This is a genomic window from Desulfosporosinus sp. FKB (assembly GCF_002196705.1).
GTDB lineage: Bacteria > Bacillota > Desulfitobacteriia > Desulfitobacteriales > Desulfitobacteriaceae > Desulfosporosinus.
The window spans coordinates 65,399-86,824 of sequence record NZ_NADJ01000030.1; the positions used below are offsets into that span (position 1 = coordinate 65,399).

Below are 21,426 nucleotides of genomic sequence, written 5' to 3' on the forward strand. Positions count from 1 at the left end.
AACCTTCACTTCCTTTTGTCTCTAAAACTCATTATCTTTAAAACTCTCTTAGCGAATAAACATCGCATCGCCAAAACTATAGAATCGATATCGCTGGTCTACGGCTATCTTATAAGCTTGTAAGATAAGGTCTCGTCCTGCCAAAGCGCTTACCAACATCACTAACGTTGACTTCGGGAAGTGGAAATTCGTCAAAAGAGCATCCACGATCTTAAATTCATATCCCGGATAAATAAAAATATCCGTCCACCCCTCACCCGGAACCACTTGTCCCTGGTGACTTACTGATTCCAACGTCCGCGCGACGGTTGTCCCGACCGCAATGACACGCCGACCGTCTTGTTTGGCTCGGTTAATTCGTTCTGCTGCCTCTGTTTCCACGCGATAATACTCAGAATGCATAACATGTTCCTGAATTTCCTCGACTTTAACGGGCCGGAAGGTTCCTAACCCCACATGGAGAAGAATCTCTACGACCTCTACACCTTTAGCTCGCAAATCAGCAAGAAGCTTAGGGGTAAAGTGCAGTCCCGCTGTGGGGGCGGCGACAGAGCCCCGCTCTTTGGCATAAACCGTTTGATACCGTTCTTGATCTTCCAATTGGGCAGTAATGTATGGAGGCAAAGGCATCTCCCCAAGCTGGTCTAAAATGGTTTCGAAAACTCCCGAATATGTAAATCGAATCTTCCGATTGCCGTTTTCCAAAATTTCTTGAACTTCACCTACAAGCAAACCATGACCGAAACTTACTTTTTGCCCTACCTTTAAGCGCTTTCCCGGCTTAACCAAAGCTTCCCAAACATCAAGTTCCAGCCTTTTCAACAAAAGAACTTCTATTTTAGCTTGCGAATCTAATTTTTCGCCAATTAACCGTGCAGGTATTACACGGGTATTATTCAGTACCAGTACATCACCGGAGTCTAGAAGGGAAACGAGATCGCGGAAGGTATGATGCTCTATGGAACCAGTCTTCCGATCCACAACCATTAAACGCGACGCATCCCGCGGTTCTACCGGATGCTGAGCAATTAACTCCTCCGGCAAGTCAAAATCGAACTCCGAAACATTCACACTATCTTCTCCTTAAAACTGTGGACTCAAAGATTTTTTTCCTCACTGGTTTTTATCGACACATTATTATAATAAAAACGAATAATTTCCTCATAGGTATATCCCAATTGCGCCATATGATAGGCTCCCCATTGAGACATCCCTACGCCATGCCCCCAGCCTCTCCCTTCAAAAATAAAAACGCCGTAGGGCTGAGGATCTGCACGAACCCCAAGAGAAGAGCTGATAATTTTTGCGAGCAGCGGACCAGAATTATTTCTATAATTCAACATTCCAAGAACAGATGATATTCCCTTCAATTTAGAGACCTTTTCCTCCGACGCAACTTTATGAACGTCAAATAACGTACCTAAAAAAGCGTTCGCTTGGATTTCTTGACCAAAAGGGTAAAAAGCTTGCACAAACTTTCGTCCCGAAACCGTCAAAGAGCTCCCGAACTCATCCGTTAACAGTACTTTTTGAGCTCGGCCTGAAGGGAATTTTTCTACGTTAATGGTTTGAATAGGTCCTAAACCAAAAACAGAGCCGAGCTGCGGTGCAGAAATCATAAAACGCCAACGATCTGCCGCTCCGCCTATACCTTCTGAAAATCGATCAGAATGAGCTAGAGTATGATTGTCAGTATTTCCCCATACATTTTTTGCATCTTCAGCATATCCCCCGTTATGAGCTGAATAAAGGGCTTCAATAGACTGACCTGTGTCAGCATCTACAATGATCTTCCCTCGAGTTGCTTCAACTGCCTGAGAAGCCTCACCTTCTACGTTCATACCGGCATAAGCTTGGTCAATATCCGGGGAATCAGTAATAGTTTTTCGATTTTGGGTATGCTTTATAAGATAGGTCCGGGCAGCCACAGCCTGAGCTTTTAAGCCTTCCAAGCCATACTTAGCCCAAGCATTACTCATCTCAATAGGGACGACACCTTTCAGGTAGTCTTCACTGTCCAGCTGATTGACAAGCCTCCAGTGATCCTTATGCCAATCCAGAGTCAAGCTTCCACGATAAGCTGCAGCCTTTCCTTCCGGAGTTCTTACAACGAGACTGCCGGAATCTTTCTCCTTAATCTCCAGTTTAGTATCTCTAAAGATTTGGAAATCACTCTGGTCAACTCTCAAAATCGGATTCCAGCCTCCCCAGCCTACTTCAAGCCTAGAACCCTTGGGAAAATTTAACGTCATCGTTCCGCTGACAACTTGATACGATCCTTGTGCAGCTTGAATTTCAACCCATCCCGCTTGTCCAAATTTCCAAACGAGCTCCACCGAAATATCTCGAGCTTGACAGATCTTAACCTGAGTCATTAGCAGCAGAAAGGTTGCCAGCAACAAAAAGGACCAACGCCGAACACTCCAGAACATGTCATCACACACCTTCTATGTTCAGATTACCCCATTTTTCTTGCTTATATGCCTTGAGGACCCTCCTCGTTGCTGAACTTTTGCGGCAAGGGATAACCAAAGTGATGATAAGCCCTCACGGTTGCCATTCTCCCCCGAGGAGTACGCTGCAAAAAACCCATCTGAAGAAGAAAAGGCTCGACAACATCTTCTAAGGTCTCAGCCTCTTCCCCTATTGTTGAGGCTAAAGTGTCTAAACCTACCGGCCCTCCAGCAAAAGCTTCAATGATCGTTCTCAATGTCTTTTGGTCTATGTTGTCCAAGCCCACCGGATCGACTTCTAAACGATTGAGAGCCTCTTTGGCGATAGCTTGCGTTACGATCCCGTCTTCCCATACTAAGGCGAAATCCCTGACTCGCTTGAGCAAGCGGTTTCCGACTCGGGGAGTACCTCGTGAACGACGAGCTATTTCATCAGCACCCTCGTCCGTAATTTCTAACCTTAAGATACCTGCGGCCCGTAGAATTATTTTCTTCAAGTCATCTACTTCATAGAATTCCAGCCTGCTTATTACTCCAAAACGATCTCGCAAAGGAGACGTTAACTGACCGGCGCGAGTCGTTGCTCCCACCAAAGTGAAAGGAGGCAAAGACAGGCGAATAGAACGAGCACTCGGGCCTTTGCCAATCACGATATCCAAACAGCCATCCTCCATGGCAGAATATAAGATTTCTTCAGTAGAACTATTTAAACGATGAATTTCATCAATAAACAAGACATCGCGCGGCTCTAAGGCAGTTAGAATTGCCGCCAAGTCACCTGGCCGTTCAATTGCCGGACCGGAGGTCGTCCGTATACTTACGCCCATTTCCGAAGCAATGATATTAGCTAAGGTTGTCTTACCAAGGCCCGGAGGTCCATATAATAAGACGTGATCTAAAGCTTCTCCTCGAGTCGCTGCAGCCTGGATAAAGATGCTCAGATTATCTTTCGCTTTTTTTTGACCGATATATTCCTTCATTCGATTGGGACGCAGGGCTTCCCCTTCTTGATCCGAAAGTTGCTCTTGCGGAGCTACCAAACGCTCTTCTATTTTGTGCCCCTCCTCTCATGCCGTTACAGATTAACCTCCCGCCAACACCCGCAAGGCTTTTTTAACTTGCTCTTCGGTCGATAATTCTCCTCCGTCTTTTCCAGCATGGGCCAAGGCCCGTCTGGCTTCCTCCAGACCGAAACCAAGAGCAAGTAATGTTTGCAGGGCATCAGAATGTTGTGAGGGATTCAAATCAGCAGCAATGGCAGTCTCGTCTGAAGCCAAAGCGAGTCCTTTAAACTTCTCTTTGAGTTCTAAAATTAACCGTTGGGCAATTTTCTTGCCTACCCCCGGAACCTTTGTTAACAGGTTAAGATTTTCACTAACAATGGCATTTTCAATCTGTGCAGCTCCAAAAGTGGATAATAAGGATATGGCTGCCTTGGGACCGATTCCTGAAACGCTTAGCATCTCTAAAAAAAGTTGTTTTTCTCCCATTGACGTAAATCCATAAAGGGCTATATCATCCTCGCGAATGACAACATGGGTATAGAGGACAAGTTTCTGTCCCGGAACCGCTTTGCCTAACAGTCCGTTTGGTACTGTAAGCAGATACCCTACACCCTGGACCTCCAGTATTAAACGTTCTGCTTGGATTTCCCAGACTGTTCCGCGCAGCATTCCTATCATCGGAAATCCTCCATTCTTCGCTCTAAAGCAAAGCTATGCGCATGGCAAATTGCTAAAGCCAAGGCATCCGCGGTATCATCAGGTTTCGGGACATCATCCAGGCCTAATAACCCCTTGACCATCTGCTGGACCTGTTTCTTGTCTGCTCTTCCGTAGCCAACAACTGCTTGTTTGACTTGCAAGGGAGTATATTCATAAACTGGGATACTCTGTTGAGCCCCCGCTAATAAGACGATTCCCCGGGCCTGTCCGACAGAGATGGCTGTCGTCGTATTACGGTTGAAAAAAAGTTCCTCCACCACAATTTGATCGGGTTGATGGTCCTTAAGATAAGGAAAAATTTGATTATAAAGAATTAGTAAACGTTCGGCAAGAGGAGTATGAGCAGCGGTGCGCCAACAAGCATAATCCAGCGCCCTCAAACGATTTCCTTTTTGTTCGATAAGACCATATCCCATAATTGCAGTTCCCGGATCAATCCCTAAAATGATCATGTGCGTCTTCCTTTCAGCTATAAATTTTCGACAGAAGACGTACGAATCCTTTTCTTCTTAATAAATAAAAGCCTTTGCGTTTACTCGTTCCATAAATCTTCATTAGCAGTATCGATAAAGGACTGAACTTCATCCAAAGAATTAAACTCGACCTTGGGTGCCATTTCCAGCATAGCTTTTGGCCAAGTCTTTACGTCCAGACCATTTATGATAACCTTACCCTCAGTTCCAGGCTTTCCTTCCTGAACAGAGAGCACATTATTATTAAGACTAAAATGGTAAGCCCTTGTCTCCGGAGCATTTGCAGATACTAAAGCGACGCTGTCTTCCAGATAACCTTTTCGGAGAGCTAAAATTTCAGCTGGCAGCCATGAGACTGCCATGGGAACAAGACTTCCGATTCCTAATCCCAAGACGAGTACCAAACCTATAGTTTTCCAACGAGACATAAGTAAAAACCCTCCCGACATTGTCCTTTTTCTCTAGTCTTGCCAGGAGGGCACATAATTTAATCGTTATAGCTGATTATTAACTTCTAAAAATCTTCACTCGCCAATTCCTCAGATAAATCAAAATTAGAATATACCCCTTGAGTATCGTCATGATCTTCGAGAGTTTCCATTAAATGCACTATCTTTCGTGCTTGGTCTGCATCTGTAATTTCAATGGTATTTTGGGCCATTGGGCTCAGGACTGATTCACTGACGACGATATGCTGCTCTTCAAGTGCCTTGCGAACGTCTTCCATGGTTTCCGGTGACGTGTAGATCACAAACTCCTCTGTATCGTCTTCCAAATCCTCCGCACCAGCTTCCAAGGCGATCATCATTAGATCATCCTCAGAAAACTTAAGGCCTTCCCGGGGAATTCTCAGCTGGCCCTTATCTTCAAACATCCAGCCTACGCAGCCGGTCTCGCCCATGTTTCCGCCATTTTTAGAGAATATATGGCGGACTTCAGCCGCTGTACGATTCCGATTATCGGTGAGAATATCAACCATAACTGCAACGCCTCCGGGGCCGTAGCCTTCATAACGCAGTTCTTCATAGGTTGCACCATCGGAGCCGCCTGCTCCCTTTTGAATAGCCCTTTGAATGTTTTCATTAGGTACATTTTGTGCTTTAGCATTTTCAATGGCTATCTTTAGGCGAAAATTGCCAAGATCTCCGCCGCAGGCTCGAGAAGCTACGACAATTTCCCGCCCAAGCTTCGTAAAGATTTTTCCTTTTTGCGCATCTGCTTTGCCTTTTTTATGCTTAATGTTTGCCCATTTTGAATGTCCTGACATGTGTGTTCCTCCTTATGCTAGTCCGCTTAAATAGTTTAGCATAGGGCAATTTCCCTTGTAAAGACTTTAATCTTCTGATAATTGGCCATCTTTCAAGAGCATTTGGAATCTACCCGCGATTTGCGAAAAGTTCAGTGCTCAAATACCGCTCTCCAGTGTCCGGCGCAATAGCCACTACGTTTTTACCTTCACCCAAATCACTGGCAGCCTGAAGAGCCGCACTAACTGCTGCCCCTGAGGAAATGCCCACTAACAGCCCTTCTTGACTGGCAAGTTTGCGGGCGGTTTCTAAAGCATCATCATTGCTTATCGAAACAATCTGATCCAGGATCGACGCATTCAAAACCTTGGGTACAAATCCGGCACCAATTCCTTGGATTTTGTGAGGCCCGGGTTTCCCACCTGATATTACTGGAGATGAAGCTGGTTCTACACCAATAATTTTTACGTTGGAAAGATGTTCCTTCAAGATTTCACCCACCCCTGTGATCGTCCCCCCGGTACCAATTCCCGCAACAAAAGCATCAATATTACCAAGCTGTTCCAGAAGTTCTAAAACAGTACTTTTACGATGAGCTTCCGGATTAGCGAGATTTTCGAATTGTTGGGGCATAAAATAATCCGGATTTTCTCGAATAAGGCGTTCTGCCTCTTCGATAGCACCGTTCATGCCTGCTGAGCCCGGAGTCAGCACGAATTCAGCTCCATAAGCAGCCATAAGCAATCGTCGTTCTACACTCATCGTTTCGGGCATCACAACAATCAAACGATATCCGCGTGCGGCGGCAATCATTGCTAATCCAATCCCGGTATTCCCGCTGGTAGGCTCTACGATGGTTCCGCCGGGACGAAGTACTCCTCGCTTTTCGGCATCAATAACCATTCCTAAGGCTATCCGGTCTTTAATGCTTCCTCCAGGATTAAAGGCTTCAACCTTTACATAAATATTGGCCATTCCCGGTTTTACAATACGCTGCAGCTTTACCAAAGGCGTTTGACCAATCAAATCTGTAATCGAATTAACAACTCGCATTTTAAATACCTCAATTCATATCAATTTACTATGTTTTAATGTTAGCAACAAAGAGGACCTTTGTCAAGTGAACTAGTTCAGCCAAAGCGCCTAGCCCATAACAAAAGTGCTCGCGCAGAAGGATGGACTCAACCTCCACCAATGGGAACCACTCCCACTTGTAATTTTCCAAAGGACATCTCAGTTGCTGTTTTGATCGCTGGCTAATCTCCGCTCAACGTCTATAACCAAAGTTTCTATTAAATGGGGTAAAGGAATGCGCTGAACTCCAACAAATTGAATATTCCCCCGTTGAATTGGAATAAGTAACTTGTCAGCTTTGCTATTCGCAATAGCGCTTGCCATCCCTGGTGTTATTTCCCCCAACAACCCATAAACCATAATTATTGCTGCTGAGCCCACAATCAGATCCACTCGACTGGCATTATAGCAAATTGCCGATTCTCCAGAGGCCCCCTCAGTTGCCCCGGCACGTAACATTGCACCTGTAGCTAAGGCATTTGTACCTAGAGCTAATATTTCCAATTCGGGAATTTTCTTTCGTAATTGTTCAACAATATGCTTGCCTATTCCGCCGCCTTGCCCATCAATTACAGCTATACGCATAGTACCCTCCTCCGCCTGCTCAACATATCCGAGGAAGGTGTTCGCCTTCAAGCATTCCGACAATTCGCTTTCCTCCCAGAGGAGTTTCCAAAAGCACAAACCCAGGTTTTCCTTCTTGAACAACCCCGATTTGAGCTGCTCGATGTCCCAAAGGATGAGCATGCATCGCCCGCAGAACGGTTTCGGCCGCCTCAGGCTTAACAATGACTAAGGCCTTTCCTTCATTAGCAAGATAAAGAGGGTCGAGCCCCAGCATATCGCAGGCCCCTTTTACCCCCGGAAGAATTGGTAACGACTCTTCCTTCAGGAGCATACTGACACCTGCTTGCTGCGCTAACTCATTTAAGGTTGTCGCAACTCCGCCGCGAGTGGGATCACGCATACATTTTACCCCGCCTTGAAAAAAGGAATCAATAAGCCCATTTAGCGGAGCGCAATCACTCGTTACAGGCGTTTCAAACTCCAGGCCTTCTCGATCAGACAGAATGGCGATCTCGTGATCCCCAATTGTTCCGGTAATAAGAATTACATCGCCGGGATGGATTTGTTGGGGGTTGACAAAATATCTATTACTATATCCAATACCCGTTGTATTTATAAAAAGTTTATCGGCACTTCCGCGTTCCACAACTTTTGTATCCCCACAGACAATACTAATACCTGCTTCCTTGGCAGTATCTGCTACACTCTGAATAATGCGTTCCAGTTCCTCTAAGGGCAAACCTTCTTCTAATATCAATGCTAATGATAAAAACTTCGGCGATGCACCGCTTACTGCCAGGTCGTTAACTGTTCCGCATACAGCGAGTCTGCCGATATTTCCGCCGCGAAAAAACAAGGGGGAAACCACAAAAGAATCAGTCGTCACCGCCAGTTGCTCTTGCCCCGGCACGATCGTTGCATCGTTCATTTGATCTAAGAAAGAATTTCCTAAATACTTTTGAAAAAGACCGCGGATTAATTCATGGCTCAGCCGCCCACCGCTTCCATGGGCCATCATAATGCGTTCCATTAATCGTCGCTCCTTTGATAATATCGGTAGTAGGCAGCGCAAGATCCTTCCGAAGAGACCATGCAGGGGCCTACAGGTTTGAGAGGAGTACAGTGTTTACCAAACAAAGCACATTGTGTAGGATAAATCCGGCCTTTCAAAACTTCACCACATTGACACCCCGGCGTTTCCGGCGAATGGAAAACTGGCAAAGAATATTTCCGTACTGCATCCCAAGAGCCAAACTCCTCTCTGATTCCTAAGCCACTCCCGGGGATTAATCCCATCCCGCGCCATGAAGCGTCCACCGGTTCAAATACTCTCTTTACAACCGTTTGGGCGTGAGGATTTCCTTCGGCCTTGGCGACTCGACGATATTGAATCTCAATATCCGAACGTCCTTCTTCCCGTTGCCGCAGCAGCATCACTATAGCCTCTAAAATGTCAAGGGCTTCAAATCCCGTCACGACTCCCGGTTTACCAAATTCTTTAGCCATAAACTCGATTGGCTGGGTTCCGATAATGGCACAAACATGTCCGGGATCCAGAAAGGCATCCACATCCAGTTGCTCATCTTCAGCTAATAACCTTAAAACGGGAGGTACAATTTTATGCATTGACAAAACGCTAAAATTATTAATCCCTTCACGGTTGGCAATTTCCAGGCTGACGGCAACGGTTGGTGCCGTTGTTTCGAAGCCTACTCCCAGAAAAACGACATCCTTACCCGGGTTTTTATGAGCAATTTCCAAAGCGTCCTGGGTTGAATAAACAACACGTACATCAGCCCCTTCGGCTTTCAAAGCCTGCAGATTCTTTTTACTGCCGGGGACTCTGATCATGTCGCCAAAGGTCGTGGTAATCACATTCGATTGAGCAGCAAGATACAAGTAACGATCAATATCACTGCTGTCAGTGACACAAACCGGACACCCTGGACCGGAAATTAAGCGGACAGTCGGCGGCAGTAAATCCCTAAGCGCATTTTTAGCAATAGCAACAGTATGGGTCCCGCAAACTTCCATAATTGTAAAAGGTTTCGAAGCTAAGTGCTTAATTTCCTCTAGATACTCTCCCGCCTTTGCTAAGGCATCTTTACTCTCCTTCGGCATAGGCATCGGCAACCTCCAATAATAATTCTTCTGTCTCTTTGGCACTCTGATTGTCGATAACCCCAATGGCAAAACCCGCGTGAACTAAAACATAGTCGCCGATCCCTGCCTCCGGTACCAGGTCAATACTAATTATTCGTTCATTCCCCATCATATCCACTTTAGCAATAACACCGTCGACTGAGACAATTTTAGCTGGAATGGCTAAACACATTTATAACACCTCATTTGCAATTAATACTTGTCCAAAGGCCAGCCCACCGTCTCCTGGCGGCAGTGTGCGTGAACGAATGACCTTGATGTTTGTATCCTTTAAGTTTTGAAGAACAGCCTCGGTGAGAAGTTTATTCTGGAACACCCCACCGCTTAGAGCAAGATGCCCATTATGTTGAAATTTCAGAGACAGCGCTGTAATAGCTCCGGCGATAGTCCGATGAAAACGATAGGCAATTTTTCCTCTGGATATTCCATTAAGACAGTCATGAACAATGGCTTTAAAAAGCGGCGCCACGCCGAGAATATATTCATTACCTTCAAGTCTGATTTCATAAGGATACTCAGAAACGTCCTCTGTCTCTTCATTTTCTCCACCTGAATTTACTTGTCTGAGAAATAATGTTGCCGTGCTCTCTAGTTCAATGGCAGCTTGTCCTTCGTACGTTACTTCTGTACATATCCCCAATAATCCGCTCACCGCATCAAACAGCCGACCTGCACTAGAAGTCTGAAAAATTTGAATATCTTTTTCCAATTGACGATCTAAGATCTTACGTTCGTTTGGGGGCAGGGTCTGCCAAAGCGGCAGTGTTTTTGTCCATTCTTCATCTGTAAGGAGAGTTTTCAGGTAAGCATAAGCCATGCGCACAGGATGTTTGGCACCTGCATCACCTCCTGGCAGCGGTAAATATTCAAGATGCCCTTTACGTTCATAACTTGCTGCATTCCCATAGAGAACTTCAAAACCCCAGATACACCGATCCTTCCCAAAGCCTGTTCCGTCGCAAATAATTCCTAAGGCTGGGTCCGATATTTCCCACTCTCCCAGTACACTTGCTAAATGGGCATGATGGTGCTGGATCGAAATTTTTGGCTGTTCCTTCTCAAGAGCAAATCTTGTCAACTGATAATTAGGATGCTGATCATAAGCAATCACAGAAGGAGTAACGTTGACGACCCGCTGGAAGGATTCTAATTCCTGCTGAAAACGCTCCATTGTCTCAAAGCTCTCCATATCTCCGAGATACTGGCTGACAAAAGCCCGCTGACCATCGGCCAGACAGAAAGCATTCTTTAAATCTCCGCCTAATCCTAAAATTGACTTTTTAAGCTTAGAAGTCGTTAAGGAAATCGGCAAAGGCACATAACCTCTAGCCCTTCGAAAAAAAACAGCTTCCCCTCCAATAAGTTGGATAACAGAATCATCACAAGGATGATAGATATCTCTGTCATGAACTAAAAAATAATCCGCAATACCGTTGAGCGACGTTAAGGCCTCTTCATTGGTATATACCAAAGGACGTCCGCTGAGATTAGCACTCGTCACAATCAAAAAATCATAAGGCCCATTAAATAGGAGATGATGAATTGGCGTATAAGGCAACATTATCCCTAAGGTATGAATACCGGGAGCAATGTTATCCGGCAATAAATTGGCCTGGTTTAGATTTCGTTCCAGTATCACTATCGGCGCGGCCGGGCTGAGTAACAATTCCTCTTCTTTTTTATCGATCAGGACTTCCTGGCGCGCCTTTTCTATGGAGCGTACCATGAGGGCGAAAGGTTTGGCTCCTCGTTCTTTGCGTTTACGCAAACGCTCAATGGCCTCTCTGTTGCCTGCATCACAAACAAGATGAAACCCGCCTAAACCTTTAACAGCCAGAATTCCGCCCTGAACCAACTGATCGACGCCCATCCCCGGAATCAATCGGCCAGAGCTGTCAAGCAATTGAACTTTAGGTCCACACTCCTCACAAGCAACAGGCTGGGCATGAAAACGACGGTCTCGGGGATCTTGATATTCTTCCGCACAGGATTCACACATTGGAAACGTTGACATCGTTGTTTGAGCACGGTCATAAGGGACATCACGAATAATCGTATATCTTGGTCCGCAATTTGTGCAATTGGTAAAGGGATACTCAAAACGGCGATTGTTTTTATCTAACATCTCATGTAAACAATCTTGGCATGTGGCGACGTCAGGAGAGATTAATACATCGGCATCTTCCTGAGCTTCGCTCCGGGTGATATGAAAAGAAGAATAATTTTCAAAGTTTGCCTCTTCAGAGCGGACCATTAATAGTTTTGCCAAGGGCGGCGAATCAGAAATTAAACGCTGCAGGAAACAATCCATGTTCTCTCCTTCTGCATGGATTGTCACTCCCTTACTTGAATTATTGACCCACCCTTTGATGTTCAGTTCTTCGGCTAGTTTAAATACAAAGGGTCGAAAGCCTACCCCTTGTACAATTCCATTCAAATAGATTTTCTTGGCTTTAGAGGTCATTTCCTTCTTCCAGCTTTCTAATTTCTACATCCAACTATTTTTGAATAAATGTTTCGTATCGGTGAACTCGTTCAGCTAAAGCTAAACATCACCACTTCCACTTGTAACGATGGAAGTCTTACAATTGTATGAAACAATTATCTTTCAGACTAATTCTGATAACTCTCTTATTGTACACGCCAAACTCCTTATTCCACAAGTCTTAAGAAAGAAACCTTTTTTGTGAAAATATTTACTAGATCCAAATTTTGCTTAATTCTGAATAATTATTAAAAACAAGCAGGAAATAAATAGGTTATCTCGAATATATGTTGATAATAAGGAATTTCTATATTTTTACCCATTCGCAAAAGGGGACAAGACATATTCAGGAGGTGTTCATCAAATTATGGGGAATTTTGATTTACTCAAGGTCAAAGGGGTTTCTCGGCGTGACTTCATGAAGTTGATAGGAGCAACTACAGCAGCGCTTGGATTACCCGAATTATTCGTACCCCAAGCAGCTTCAGCAATGGAACAAGCAATTAAGAAGCCCCCGGTTCTTTGGTTGGAAGGTATGGACTGCACCGGATGTACGGAATCAACAATTGCCACGTTAAATCCCTCAGCAGCCGAACTGGTTCTTGACATGATCTCAATTCGGTACCATGAAACAATTATGGCCGGATCTGGAAATATAGCTGAAGAAGCATATCAAGACACCCTTAAAGACAAGTTTATTCTCGTTGTAGAAGGAGCTACCCCCGCTCAAGAAGATCGCTACTGCATGGTCGGAGGAAAGCCTTTCCGCAAAACTCTTATCGAAGCTGCCAAAAAAGCCCAAGCCATCATTGCTATCGGAAGCTGCGCCTCGGAAGGCGGCGGAATTCCCGGCGCCTGTGCCACAGGAGCTGTGGGAGTTTCTGAGATTCTTAAAGCTGAGGGAATCAGCACTCCCCTGATCAATCTACCCTGCTGCCCGGTGAAGCCTACTACACTAATTGGTACGATTCTCTATTATCTGACTTATCAGAAGGTTCCGCCTCTTGATTCCCAAAATCGCCCAATAGCTTTCTATGGAACATTATTACATGATAACTGCCCACGCCGCGGTCACTTTGAAAACGGAGAATTTCTTACAGATTGGAATGATCCGGCCCAAAAAGACTATTGTTTGCTTTTGAAAGGATGCAAAGGACCTAAGACTTTCACAGATTGTGCTCAAGTATGGTGGAATGACAACGCAAACTTCTGTATCAATGCCGGATCTCCCTGTTCCGGATGTTCGGAAAAGAGCTTCTACAAACAATTTACCCCCTTGTATACTAAACAAGAGACTTTCAAACTTCCCGGCATAGGTCAGGTTAATGCCGATACGGTTGGTACCGTCATCGGAGGGGCTGCCGCCATCGGTCTCGGAGTTCATTTAATTGCTACAGCTGCAAGCGGAAGGCTGACTAACCAAGGCCACGGCCACAAGGAGGATTTATAAGATGACAAAGATTGTTGTCGATCCCTTAACAAGAATAGAGGGACACCTGCGGGTGGAAGTAGAAGTCGAGAATGGAAAAATTTCAGACGCTCATGTCATAGGAACTATGTACCGGGGAATTGAAGCGATGCTGCGCGGTAAGGATCCTCGCGATGCCACCTATGTAACTGAGCGTGTATGCGGAGTTTGTGCAGGCTCGCACGGTTGGGCGTCCTCTCTGGCTTTAGACCAAGCATACGGCGCTAACGTTCCGGCCGGGGGACGAATTATCCGCAACTTAATTCTGGGCGCCATGTGGCTGCACGATCATCCCTTACATTTTTATCATCTAAGTGCTCTCGATTATCTTGATGTAATGGCTGTTGCCCAATATCAGGGAAAAGATCCGGGTCTCCTTGCTGTCAAAGATAAAATTGTCAAGCTTGTCACCGCAGGAGATACTGCCCCCTTAACTCCACGTTATAAACCCGATGAATTCAGCGTTAAGGATCCTGAGTTAGTGACCATGGCAGTGGCTCATTATCTAAAAGCCCTAGAAATGCAGGCCAAAGCTAAGAAAATGTCGGCCTTGTTCGCCGGCAAACAGCCCCATCAATCTTCCATTGTTGTCGGCGGGGTCACGATGCTTCCCAATATTGAAGTTGTTGAGCAATTCCGTTCCATGCTGCTGGAACAACTGGATTTCGTTGAAAAAGTTTATCTCCAGGATGTCTTGACCTTCGGCACCGGGCCATTGCTGCCCTTAGCCCAAGCAGGGGTTGGCGGAGCAGGAGCGGTCAATTTCCTGTCTTATGGCGCCTTTGCTCAGGATGACGCCGGTAAAGACTTATTCCTTAAATCTGGCATTGTCATGGGCGGAGACTTAAGCAAGGTCTTACCTGTTGATGAAACTAAAATCACTGAAGATGTCCAATACTCCTGGTATAAAGCCAGTACCAACGGCAAAACCCCCTTCACCGAGGACACAATTCCTGATCTTGATAAAAAAGATGCATATTCCTTCGTAAAAGCACCCCGCTATGATGGTAAGCCCATGGAAGTAGGCCCTCTTGCCCGCATGCTTGTAATGCAGCCCAAGGGTTTAATGGATATAATTTCAAAATACAATATCAAGCCAGGTGCTGTCGCACGTCATGCAGCTCGTGCCTACGAAACTCTCCTACTCGCTAAAGACATGCTGACCTGGCTTGACGCTCTGGAAAAAGAAATGGGATCTAATTTCCGCATTCATGATACGGAACACTGGGAGGCACCTGCCACAGGTCAGGGATCAGGATTAACCGAAGCCCCGAGAGGAGCCTTGGGCCATTTTGTTAAAGTTGCCAATCACAAAATCGAGAACTATCAGATGGTTGTACCCACCACCTGGAATTTTTCTCCTCGAGATGACAAAGGTGTTCTTGGACCTTTCGAACAGGCACTAATAGGAGTACCTATTCCCGACCCCGATAATCCGGTGAACATTGTTAGAGTCGCTCGATCTTATGACCCATGCCTTGCATGCGCGATTCACCTCATCGATCCGGTGACAAATGATGTGAAAAAATTCCGGATCGGTTGGTAGAAAAGGAGGAAAGGACATGGTTAACCCGCTTGACCATCCATTAGCCCAACGGATAAGCCACTGGATTAATCTTATTAATTTTATAGTTCTAATCTTTACGGGATGGTTTATTCATTCTCCCCATCCTGGTATGCCAATGAATTTAATTCGAAATTTACATTTCTTGTTTATGTATTTTCTTCTCATTAACGGAGTTGTACGTTTTTATATTTCCTTTTTCGGGAAAAATAAGGACTATGATTCTATTTTGCTCAACATGCAAGATGTAAAAAATATCTGGCCGCAAACCAAGTACTACCTATTTTTGGGCAAACACCCTGAAACAGGTAAATACAACCCGCTACAAAAATTAGCATATATTGCGCTTCCTATTCTGGCAGTTATTCAGGCCTTTACAGGCTTTATTCTCTATAAACCTGTACAATTTGCAGGACTTGCTGACCTGGTAGGAGGGCTGACTGCTGTTCGCGGACTCCACTATCTTGTCATGTGGCTATTCATTGCAATTATCGCAATTCACGTTTACTTGGTCTTTACAGCTGCCTACGAACAATTCCTGTTTATGTTCTTTGGCAAAATGAGGAATGAGAAGGGAATTTAATCATGCACTCGCCAAAAATTATGGTCATGGGAGTCGGAAACATTCTTCTATCCGACGAAGGCTTGGGTGTTCGATTTTTAGACGAACTGGCTCAAAACTCCCTCCCGCAAAATGTTGAACTCCTCGAAGGAGGCACTGCTGGACTCGAACTCGTACATCTAATTCAAGAAATAGACTTCCTGATTATTATTGACGCAATCAATGCTCAGTCAGAACCCGGTGCTCTATTCCGATTTCAACCAGGTGATATACAGGTCTTTCCTGAACAATACGAGGTATCCTTTCACCAAATCGGAATAATTGAAGTGTTGACCATGGCAAACATTTTAGGGCATGCTCCCCAAACCTTAATTTTCGGTGTGCAACCCAAAAAACTAGATTGGGGAATGGAATTAAGTCCAGAGATTCGTTCTCTATTTCCCCATCTTTCAGAATTAGTTCTTCTTGAAATCGATTCGATTCAGCGTGAAGGTAAATTCACAATTAATTAACCTAATATCATTTTCATACGTATGTAATGCATCCAACTCCAAACTTCCGCTAAGGCCGCAGCTATACGAACTAAAGAGTTCGTGAGCATCGGCCTTTTAGTGTGAAAATAATTAGGGGCCGTTGCATTATGAATATCTATTCGTTTTATAAATAAAACCTTGCATATAAGTGGATTTGTAAACCACAATTTATGCAAGGTTTTGTTTAATGTGGGGCGCTTATGCAATTACAACAAACCCCTGTGATGTAAAGTAGAAGTAATAGCCACGATTTACTAGTTCATAGGCTTATGATTGAAAGGCCAAAACTTTATCCTGAAGCCAGTTAGTCCAGTCTTGCAGTCCTTTACCCGTTCGGCAAGAAATCTCAAAGATTTTTATGTCCGGATTTATAACCCTGATATCCTGTTTCATTCTTTCCATGTTTACATCCGTTAAACCTTCCAAATCCATCTTATTTAAGAGAACGGCTTTAGCTTTACGAAAGATAACAGGATACTTTGCCGGCTTATCGTCACCCTCAACTATACTTAAAACAATAACCTTAAAAGCTTCACCTAAATCAAAGTCAGCAGGGCAAACAAGATTACCAACGTTTTCAATAATCATTAAATCTAAACTCTGACAATCAAACTCGGGTAATACCTTAGCTACCATTTTACTGTCTAAATGACAGCTGCCCCCAGTATTAATCTGTATTACCGGAACATCATGCACTGATATCCGATCCGCATCTTTAGATGTGAAAATATCTCCTTCAATAACTGCAACACTCATGTTTTCATTGAACAGCGGCAATGTCTTTTCTAAAAGTGAAGTTTTTCCTGCGCCTGGTGAACCTAGAATATTAATTGCCAGACAATTATTTTTACGAAAATGTGCTCGATTTACTTCAGCTTGCATATCATTAGAATCTCGCAAATTTGCCATTACTTCAATTTCGCGACGTTCATTATCCATTATTCGACCTCCAAACTTTCAAGTAAAAGTTCTTCTCCTTGAACTACTTCTATATTCGCAGATTTACAGTTAGGACAGAGAAAATACATCATCTTAACGTTAAACTCATAATGACAATCCCTGCAACACCCGAGCAAAGGAACCCGTTCGACAATCAATTCAGCTCCCTCACAAAGAGTATCCTTGCTATATGCCTCAAAAGCCATGGCCAAGGCATCTGGCTCAGCATTTGTCAACTCCCCAACCTTTATCTTAACTTTCAGAACTCTTTTGACATCATGTTGGGACAAGGTATGATCAATCACTTCAAATACCCCTCCCATCAAGGACATTTCATGCACCGAATCACCCCTATCGGGTATTTTTATTTTAGTGAACTATTAGAATCTGTTCCAAGTATAGCTTATCCGAAGTTATTCAACAAGTTATTTGAAAACCAAAAATTAAAATTTTCCCTTATTATATAGTATTCTGTTAATTTTTGCAGCTTCCTTTAATTAATCTCACAGTTTTGCAATGTATAATGTACTTTAAAAGGGAGATGCTAAAGAATGTATTAAACTTCAAACAACTGATAAGGAGGATGGTAAAATGAGTCGTAATACACCTGAAGTTCCAGAATCCGAAAGCCAGTTGGATAAGTTAAAATGGGAAGTTGCCGAAGAATTACAATTGGATGATGATATCGAAGATAAGGGGTTCGCCAATATGACGACTCGTGAAGTAGGTCAGATTGGCGGAAACATGGTTAAAAAAATGATCAACTATGCCGAAAAAGAAATGGCTGATCAAGGTTCAGAAATTATGAACGACTAAATGTAAGCATTGTTGAAATCGTGTTTCGGCCAGCACGATATCAACAGCCATAGGATATCCTATCAGAGAATTATTGTTTTAGAAGCTCAACTTCTCACCAATAACTCTCGAGGAAGAAAGGGACGATCGTTATCAAACGCTCATCCCTTTCTTCTGTTCCCTTTTATGGTTTTCTATGCCCTCTTCAACCCGCCCTTTCCTACTCTTCAACATAAGGAATTGTCAGCGGTCCCAGAGGTAATACAGCTATACTCATTTTTTTGCCGTATTTCGCTTGTAGTTCAGTAATTGTTGATTCAATATTCTTTGTCGGCGTGAGCATAGCAATTTTAACCCATTCCTCTGGCAGCGTTGAATATACAACCACGTCAGACCATTCCTGAATCATTGCTAACCTTTGGGCTTCCCACTGATCGAACATGCGAAAGGATGGATCATTGATCATTTCCAAAAGATCCTTTGGCGTATCACGCATCTTCAGTATCTTTGAAAAATTGCCATGTTCAGGCATTCCTTCACTGCATTCCGCAGCACAAATTATCGTTCCGCCTTTTTTTACAATTTTTTGCGCAGCATTCATTCCTTTAACAGCCTGATAGAGATTCTGATCCAACGGATACCCGGCGTTTGTCGTAATAACAACATCAAAACGTTCCTCACATTTAATCATCGCATGCTCTTTAACAAATGCACAGCCTGTCTCATGAGCGGCAATAAGCTCGCCAGCAAAAACATTTGTTATTTCATTACTGCCGCTTAGGGCAACATTCAAGAGAAAACCCGGTTTGCAAAAAGAATTTACTTCCCTTGTCATTTCTTGAAGAGGATTTTTTTCAATAACTCCCCAAGTTGCAAGAGGATGACCTATCATTTGAGCATTATGAAATGTTAGGATGGTCTCTATTCCCGCAATTCCGGGCATTATTCCCTTTGGTCCCCCTGAAAACCCTGCAAAAAAGTGTGGTTCTATAAATCCCGTTACAATTCTAAAGTCAGCTTCAACATATTCCTTATTTAAATAAACATCACAGCCAAAACTGCTGCTTCCAACCTTTTTTAGCTCCGCTATCTCATGACAGTGATGATTAATGATGCGAACAGAATCAACGATTTTTTCCCCTAACATCTCAACAAGTTCTTCTCTGGTTTCGTCACGATGAGTACCCGTGCCATTAATGATCGTGAAATTATCAATTGGTATATGCGAAAGCTCTTCCAATAACCAAGGCACTAATTTGTGATTTGGAGTAGGCCTTGTAATATCGCTTATGACAATAACGATCTTATCCTTGGGATTTACCATTTCCTTTAACGGTTTTGTTCCTATTGGATTCCGCAGCGCATTGAGAACCAGTTGATGATCGTTTTCAGGCAGATCAATTTGCTTAGGGGTAACTACTTTCGAATGATCTGGTACGTTAATTCTTAATCCATTTTTTCCATATGCCAAAGTGACTTCCATAAAGTAAATCTCCTTTTGAATTTTGTTTTTGCACAAAAAAGAGTTTGTGTAGCGTTTAGTTAAATATTTTCAGATAGAGATTTTAAATTTTCACTCACCTGAAATACTCCATCAATCATTTGGGCAATTTCTTGATTAGCTTTTGCTTGTTCTTGAGTAATGGCGCTATTACGTAAAGAACTATCAACAATCTTCTGAATGATTGTTTGAAATAGCTGGAGAATATTTCTTATCTCACTAGCAGAACGATTACTTTCTTCAGCTAACTTACGCACCTCACCGGCAACAACAGAAAAACCTCTGCCCTGCTCCCCCGCACGTGAAGCTTCAATTGCAGCATTCAATCCTAAAAGGTTCGTTTGTTTTGCAACTTTATGTATTAGATCTAAAATCATAGTTGTAGACTGCAGCTGATTTTCACCATCTTTGGCTTCTTGGGCAATTACTTGGCTAATTGAAGCCACTTCTTCTGCAGAGGCAGCAGTCTCTTGAACCGCACTGGCAGCCTGTTCAACTGAATTACTTAAAAGTTGTACTTGATTGCGGATAACTTCCTTAAGTTCATCATCTCTGATCATCATTTCTACCATTCCTACCGCAACCTTAGCTACTGGCCTTACAATGTCCAGTTGTCCGGCAATTCCAAAGGTACCAATTATTTGGCCTTGAATTTCAATGGCGACGTTGTATCCTTCTTTTACTTTGCCAGAAGTAGCAATCTCCTCGTCCGCTGTTATCTCTACATATGTGCAATTAGTCGTTAATATTTCTTGGCTTCCTCTGTGCTTAACCCCTATTCGTGTATGAGCTGAGTCAGCAATAATTGTGCCAGTAGTATCGCAGACTATAGCATGATAACCACTTGTTTGATAAATAAGGTCCACAATTTTTTGTGCAATGTTAGTGCTCAGCTTCCAATCCAATGTTTTCCTCTCCTTTTCGAAACCAAATCACAATCATCCGGATATTCATAGTTAACAATCGCGCTCTGAAAGGCCCAAAAATTGTTATCCCTAAATATCATTGCATTAAGTTTAGATAAAAAATACCTTCTTAACTAGTTTATCATGCATTTAACTATTATTCTCGCATTTTTTTAAAAAATACCTTAATTTATGATAATAGTTTTTTTAAGGGGCAACTTATAACATACTTTTCGACTTTGAATCAGATAGCACTTACTTTAAAAATTATAGTTGACTTTTACTATTGATCAGTAATTGTAATTCTTAATTAATTCCTATTTTAAAACTTTTCTCAAAGTTAATTATTCAATAAAATACTTTTTTAAGAAAATCAAATACAAAAATCACAAATTACAATTTGAAAGAATGATATAAAAAACGAAATTACTCCTTAAAAGACTTACGTTTGTAAACTGAAAAGCCTACTACCCCAAATATTTTCTTCCCAAGTATCCTCGGCCCTGGAACGAAAGGCGGATGAGCCTTTCGCCACACTGCGTCCCGATACGCAGGCTCCTGCAGTGTGGATCCTTAACTTCCGTATTCGATATACGAAAAGCACGAAAGCCTCCGGTGGAGGGTTTCGCCGAGCCACCCACCCCAGAGAATCACTTCGTGGCGAAGTATGAGCTTTTCGCCACGCTGCGTCCCGAAACGCAGACTCCTGCAGCGTGACGAAAACCGGATGAGGTTTTCGCCACATTGCGACTTGTGACACAGTCTCCAGCAATGTGGATCCGAACGGGTGGGACCCCGGTAAGTATCTTTTATTTCGTTCATGAAACACAGATAGACTGCCAATATGGCAGTCTATCGCTTGTTTACCTGGCGATGACCTACTTTCCCAGGGGCTATGCCCCAAGTATTCTCGGCCCTGGAGGTCTTAACTTCCGTGTTCGATATGGGAACGGGTGGAACCCCTCCGGCATGA

General features: G+C 43.6%; 22 protein-coding genes and 1 rRNA gene. 5 read left to right on the forward strand and 18 right to left on the reverse strand.

The features are described 5' to 3' along the window. Positions 1 to 48: 48 nt before the first annotated feature. The 13 genes from queA to hypF all read right to left on the reverse strand — a co-directional run bounded on the left by queA (position 49) and on the right by hypF (position 12,165). Entirely contained in the window at positions 49 to 1,071 is a 1,023-nt protein-coding gene (gene queA / locus B5Y67_RS09710; RefSeq protein ID WP_088226247.1) for a tRNA preQ1(34) S-adenosylmethionine ribosyltransferase-isomerase QueA, read from the reverse strand. A gap of 26 nt (positions 1,072 to 1,097) precedes the next feature. Beyond that, entirely contained in the window at positions 1,098 to 2,432 is a 1,335-nt protein-coding gene (locus B5Y67_RS09715) for a SpoIID/LytB domain-containing protein (protein ID WP_088226248.1), read from the reverse strand. 44 nt (positions 2,433 to 2,476) lie between these two features. Next, positions 2,477 to 3,505 carry a Holliday junction branch migration DNA helicase RuvB gene (gene ruvB / locus B5Y67_RS09720; protein WP_088226249.1) on the reverse strand — a complete coding sequence of 343 codons (1,029 nt, stop codon included), beginning with the start codon at positions 3,503 to 3,505 and terminating at the stop codon, positions 2,477 to 2,479. Between the two features lie 30 nt (positions 3,506 to 3,535). Next, positions 3,536 to 4,135, reverse strand: a complete 600-nt coding sequence (ruvA, locus tag B5Y67_RS09725) for a Holliday junction branch migration protein RuvA (protein WP_088226250.1) — start codon at positions 4,133 to 4,135, stop codon at positions 3,536 to 3,538. Continuing rightward, positions 4,132 to 4,629, reverse strand: coding sequence for a crossover junction endodeoxyribonuclease RuvC (gene ruvC, locus B5Y67_RS09730; protein ID WP_047809726.1), 498 nt, complete (start codon positions 4,627 to 4,629; stop codon positions 4,132 to 4,134). The genes ruvA and ruvC overlap by 4 nt, the downstream gene beginning before the upstream one ends. A gap of 80 nt (positions 4,630 to 4,709) precedes the next feature. Continuing rightward, a complete protein-coding gene (locus B5Y67_RS09735; protein WP_088226251.1) occupies positions 4,710 to 5,078 on the reverse strand; it encodes a hypothetical protein in 369 nt (122 codons plus the stop codon). 86 nt (positions 5,079 to 5,164) lie between these two features. Then, complete coding sequence (locus B5Y67_RS09740; RefSeq protein WP_088226252.1) at positions 5,165 to 5,917, reverse strand: YebC/PmpR family DNA-binding transcriptional regulator; 753 nt, start codon at positions 5,915 to 5,917, stop codon at positions 5,165 to 5,167. 109 nt (positions 5,918 to 6,026) lie between these two features. Next, positions 6,027 to 6,950 carry a cysteine synthase A gene (gene cysK / locus B5Y67_RS09745; RefSeq protein ID WP_088226253.1) on the reverse strand — a complete coding sequence of 308 codons (924 nt, stop codon included), beginning with the start codon at positions 6,948 to 6,950 and terminating at the stop codon, positions 6,027 to 6,029. A gap of 180 nt (positions 6,951 to 7,130) precedes the next feature. Further along, on the reverse strand, positions 7,131 to 7,556 hold the full coding sequence (locus tag B5Y67_RS09750) for a DUF3842 family protein (protein WP_088226254.1): 426 nt from the start codon (positions 7,554 to 7,556) through the stop codon (positions 7,131 to 7,133). A gap of 19 nt (positions 7,557 to 7,575) precedes the next feature. Then, positions 7,576 to 8,568: a hydrogenase expression/formation protein HypE gene (gene hypE, locus B5Y67_RS09755; protein ID WP_088226255.1), complete on the reverse strand. Its 993-nt coding sequence runs from the start codon at positions 8,566 to 8,568 to the stop codon at positions 7,576 to 7,578. Continuing rightward, a complete protein-coding gene (gene hypD / locus B5Y67_RS09760; protein WP_088226256.1) occupies positions 8,568 to 9,665 on the reverse strand; it encodes a hydrogenase formation protein HypD in 1,098 nt (365 codons plus the stop codon). The genes hypE and hypD overlap by 1 nt, the downstream gene beginning before the upstream one ends. Further along, positions 9,643 to 9,873, reverse strand: a complete 231-nt coding sequence (locus tag B5Y67_RS09765) for a HypC/HybG/HupF family hydrogenase formation chaperone (protein ID WP_088226257.1) — start codon at positions 9,871 to 9,873, stop codon at positions 9,643 to 9,645. The genes hypD and B5Y67_RS09765 overlap by 23 nt, the downstream gene beginning before the upstream one ends. After that, entirely contained in the window at positions 9,874 to 12,165 is a 2,292-nt protein-coding gene (hypF, locus tag B5Y67_RS09770; RefSeq protein WP_088226258.1) for a carbamoyltransferase HypF, read from the reverse strand. It abuts the gene before it with no gap. A 388-nt stretch (positions 12,166 to 12,553) separates the two neighbouring features. On the opposite strand from hypF, the gene B5Y67_RS09775 reads away from it, so the two are divergent. Genes B5Y67_RS09775 through B5Y67_RS09790 form a run of 4 tightly spaced genes read left to right on the forward strand, consistent with a single transcriptional unit; the run spans position 12,554 to position 16,292 of the window. After that, on the forward strand, positions 12,554 to 13,636 hold the full coding sequence (locus tag B5Y67_RS09775) for a hydrogenase small subunit (protein ID WP_088226259.1): 1,083 nt from the start codon (positions 12,554 to 12,556) through the stop codon (positions 13,634 to 13,636). A gap of 1 nt (position 13,637) precedes the next feature. After that, the gene (locus tag B5Y67_RS09780) at positions 13,638 to 15,200 is read left to right on the forward strand and encodes a nickel-dependent hydrogenase large subunit (RefSeq protein WP_088226260.1); all 1,563 of its coding nucleotides are present in this window, start codon (positions 13,638 to 13,640) and stop codon (positions 15,198 to 15,200) included. Between the two features lie 16 nt (positions 15,201 to 15,216). Continuing rightward, entirely contained in the window at positions 15,217 to 15,801 is a 585-nt protein-coding gene (gene cybH / locus B5Y67_RS09785) for a Ni/Fe-hydrogenase, b-type cytochrome subunit (protein WP_088226261.1), read from the forward strand. A gap of 2 nt (positions 15,802 to 15,803) precedes the next feature. Then, complete coding sequence (locus tag B5Y67_RS09790) at positions 15,804 to 16,292, forward strand: HyaD/HybD family hydrogenase maturation endopeptidase (protein ID WP_088226262.1); 489 nt, start codon at positions 15,804 to 15,806, stop codon at positions 16,290 to 16,292. 288 nt (positions 16,293 to 16,580) lie between these two features. Here B5Y67_RS09790 and hypB read toward each other — a convergent pair whose 3' ends face one another. Next, the gene (hypB, locus tag B5Y67_RS09800) at positions 16,581 to 17,252 is read right to left on the reverse strand and encodes a hydrogenase nickel incorporation protein HypB (RefSeq protein WP_088226264.1); all 672 of its coding nucleotides are present in this window, start codon (positions 17,250 to 17,252) and stop codon (positions 16,581 to 16,583) included. Continuing rightward, positions 17,252 to 17,593: a hydrogenase maturation nickel metallochaperone HypA gene (gene hypA, locus B5Y67_RS09805; RefSeq protein WP_088226265.1), complete on the reverse strand. Its 342-nt coding sequence runs from the start codon at positions 17,591 to 17,593 to the stop codon at positions 17,252 to 17,254. Before hypA ends, hypB begins: the two co-directional genes overlap by 1 nt. A gap of 250 nt (positions 17,594 to 17,843) precedes the next feature. Here hypA and B5Y67_RS09810 point away from each other — a divergent pair, with 250 nt between their 5' ends. Next, the gene (locus B5Y67_RS09810; protein ID WP_088226266.1) at positions 17,844 to 18,068 is read left to right on the forward strand and encodes an alpha/beta-type small acid-soluble spore protein; all 225 of its coding nucleotides are present in this window, start codon (positions 17,844 to 17,846) and stop codon (positions 18,066 to 18,068) included. 199 nt (positions 18,069 to 18,267) lie between these two features. Here B5Y67_RS09810 and larA read toward each other — a convergent pair whose 3' ends face one another. The 3 genes from larA to rrf form a co-directional block, all read right to left on the reverse strand. Then, positions 18,268 to 19,530, reverse strand: coding sequence for a nickel-dependent lactate racemase (larA, locus tag B5Y67_RS09815; RefSeq protein ID WP_088226267.1), 1,263 nt, complete (start codon positions 19,528 to 19,530; stop codon positions 18,268 to 18,270). Positions 19,531 to 19,589: 59 nt separating this feature from the next. After that, positions 19,590 to 20,453, reverse strand: coding sequence for a sugar diacid recognition domain-containing protein (locus B5Y67_RS09820; RefSeq protein WP_088226268.1), 864 nt, complete (start codon positions 20,451 to 20,453; stop codon positions 19,590 to 19,592). A gap of 865 nt (positions 20,454 to 21,318) precedes the next feature. Next, a 5S ribosomal RNA gene (gene rrf, locus B5Y67_RS09825) occupies positions 21,319 to 21,426 on the reverse strand; the annotation flags it as partial.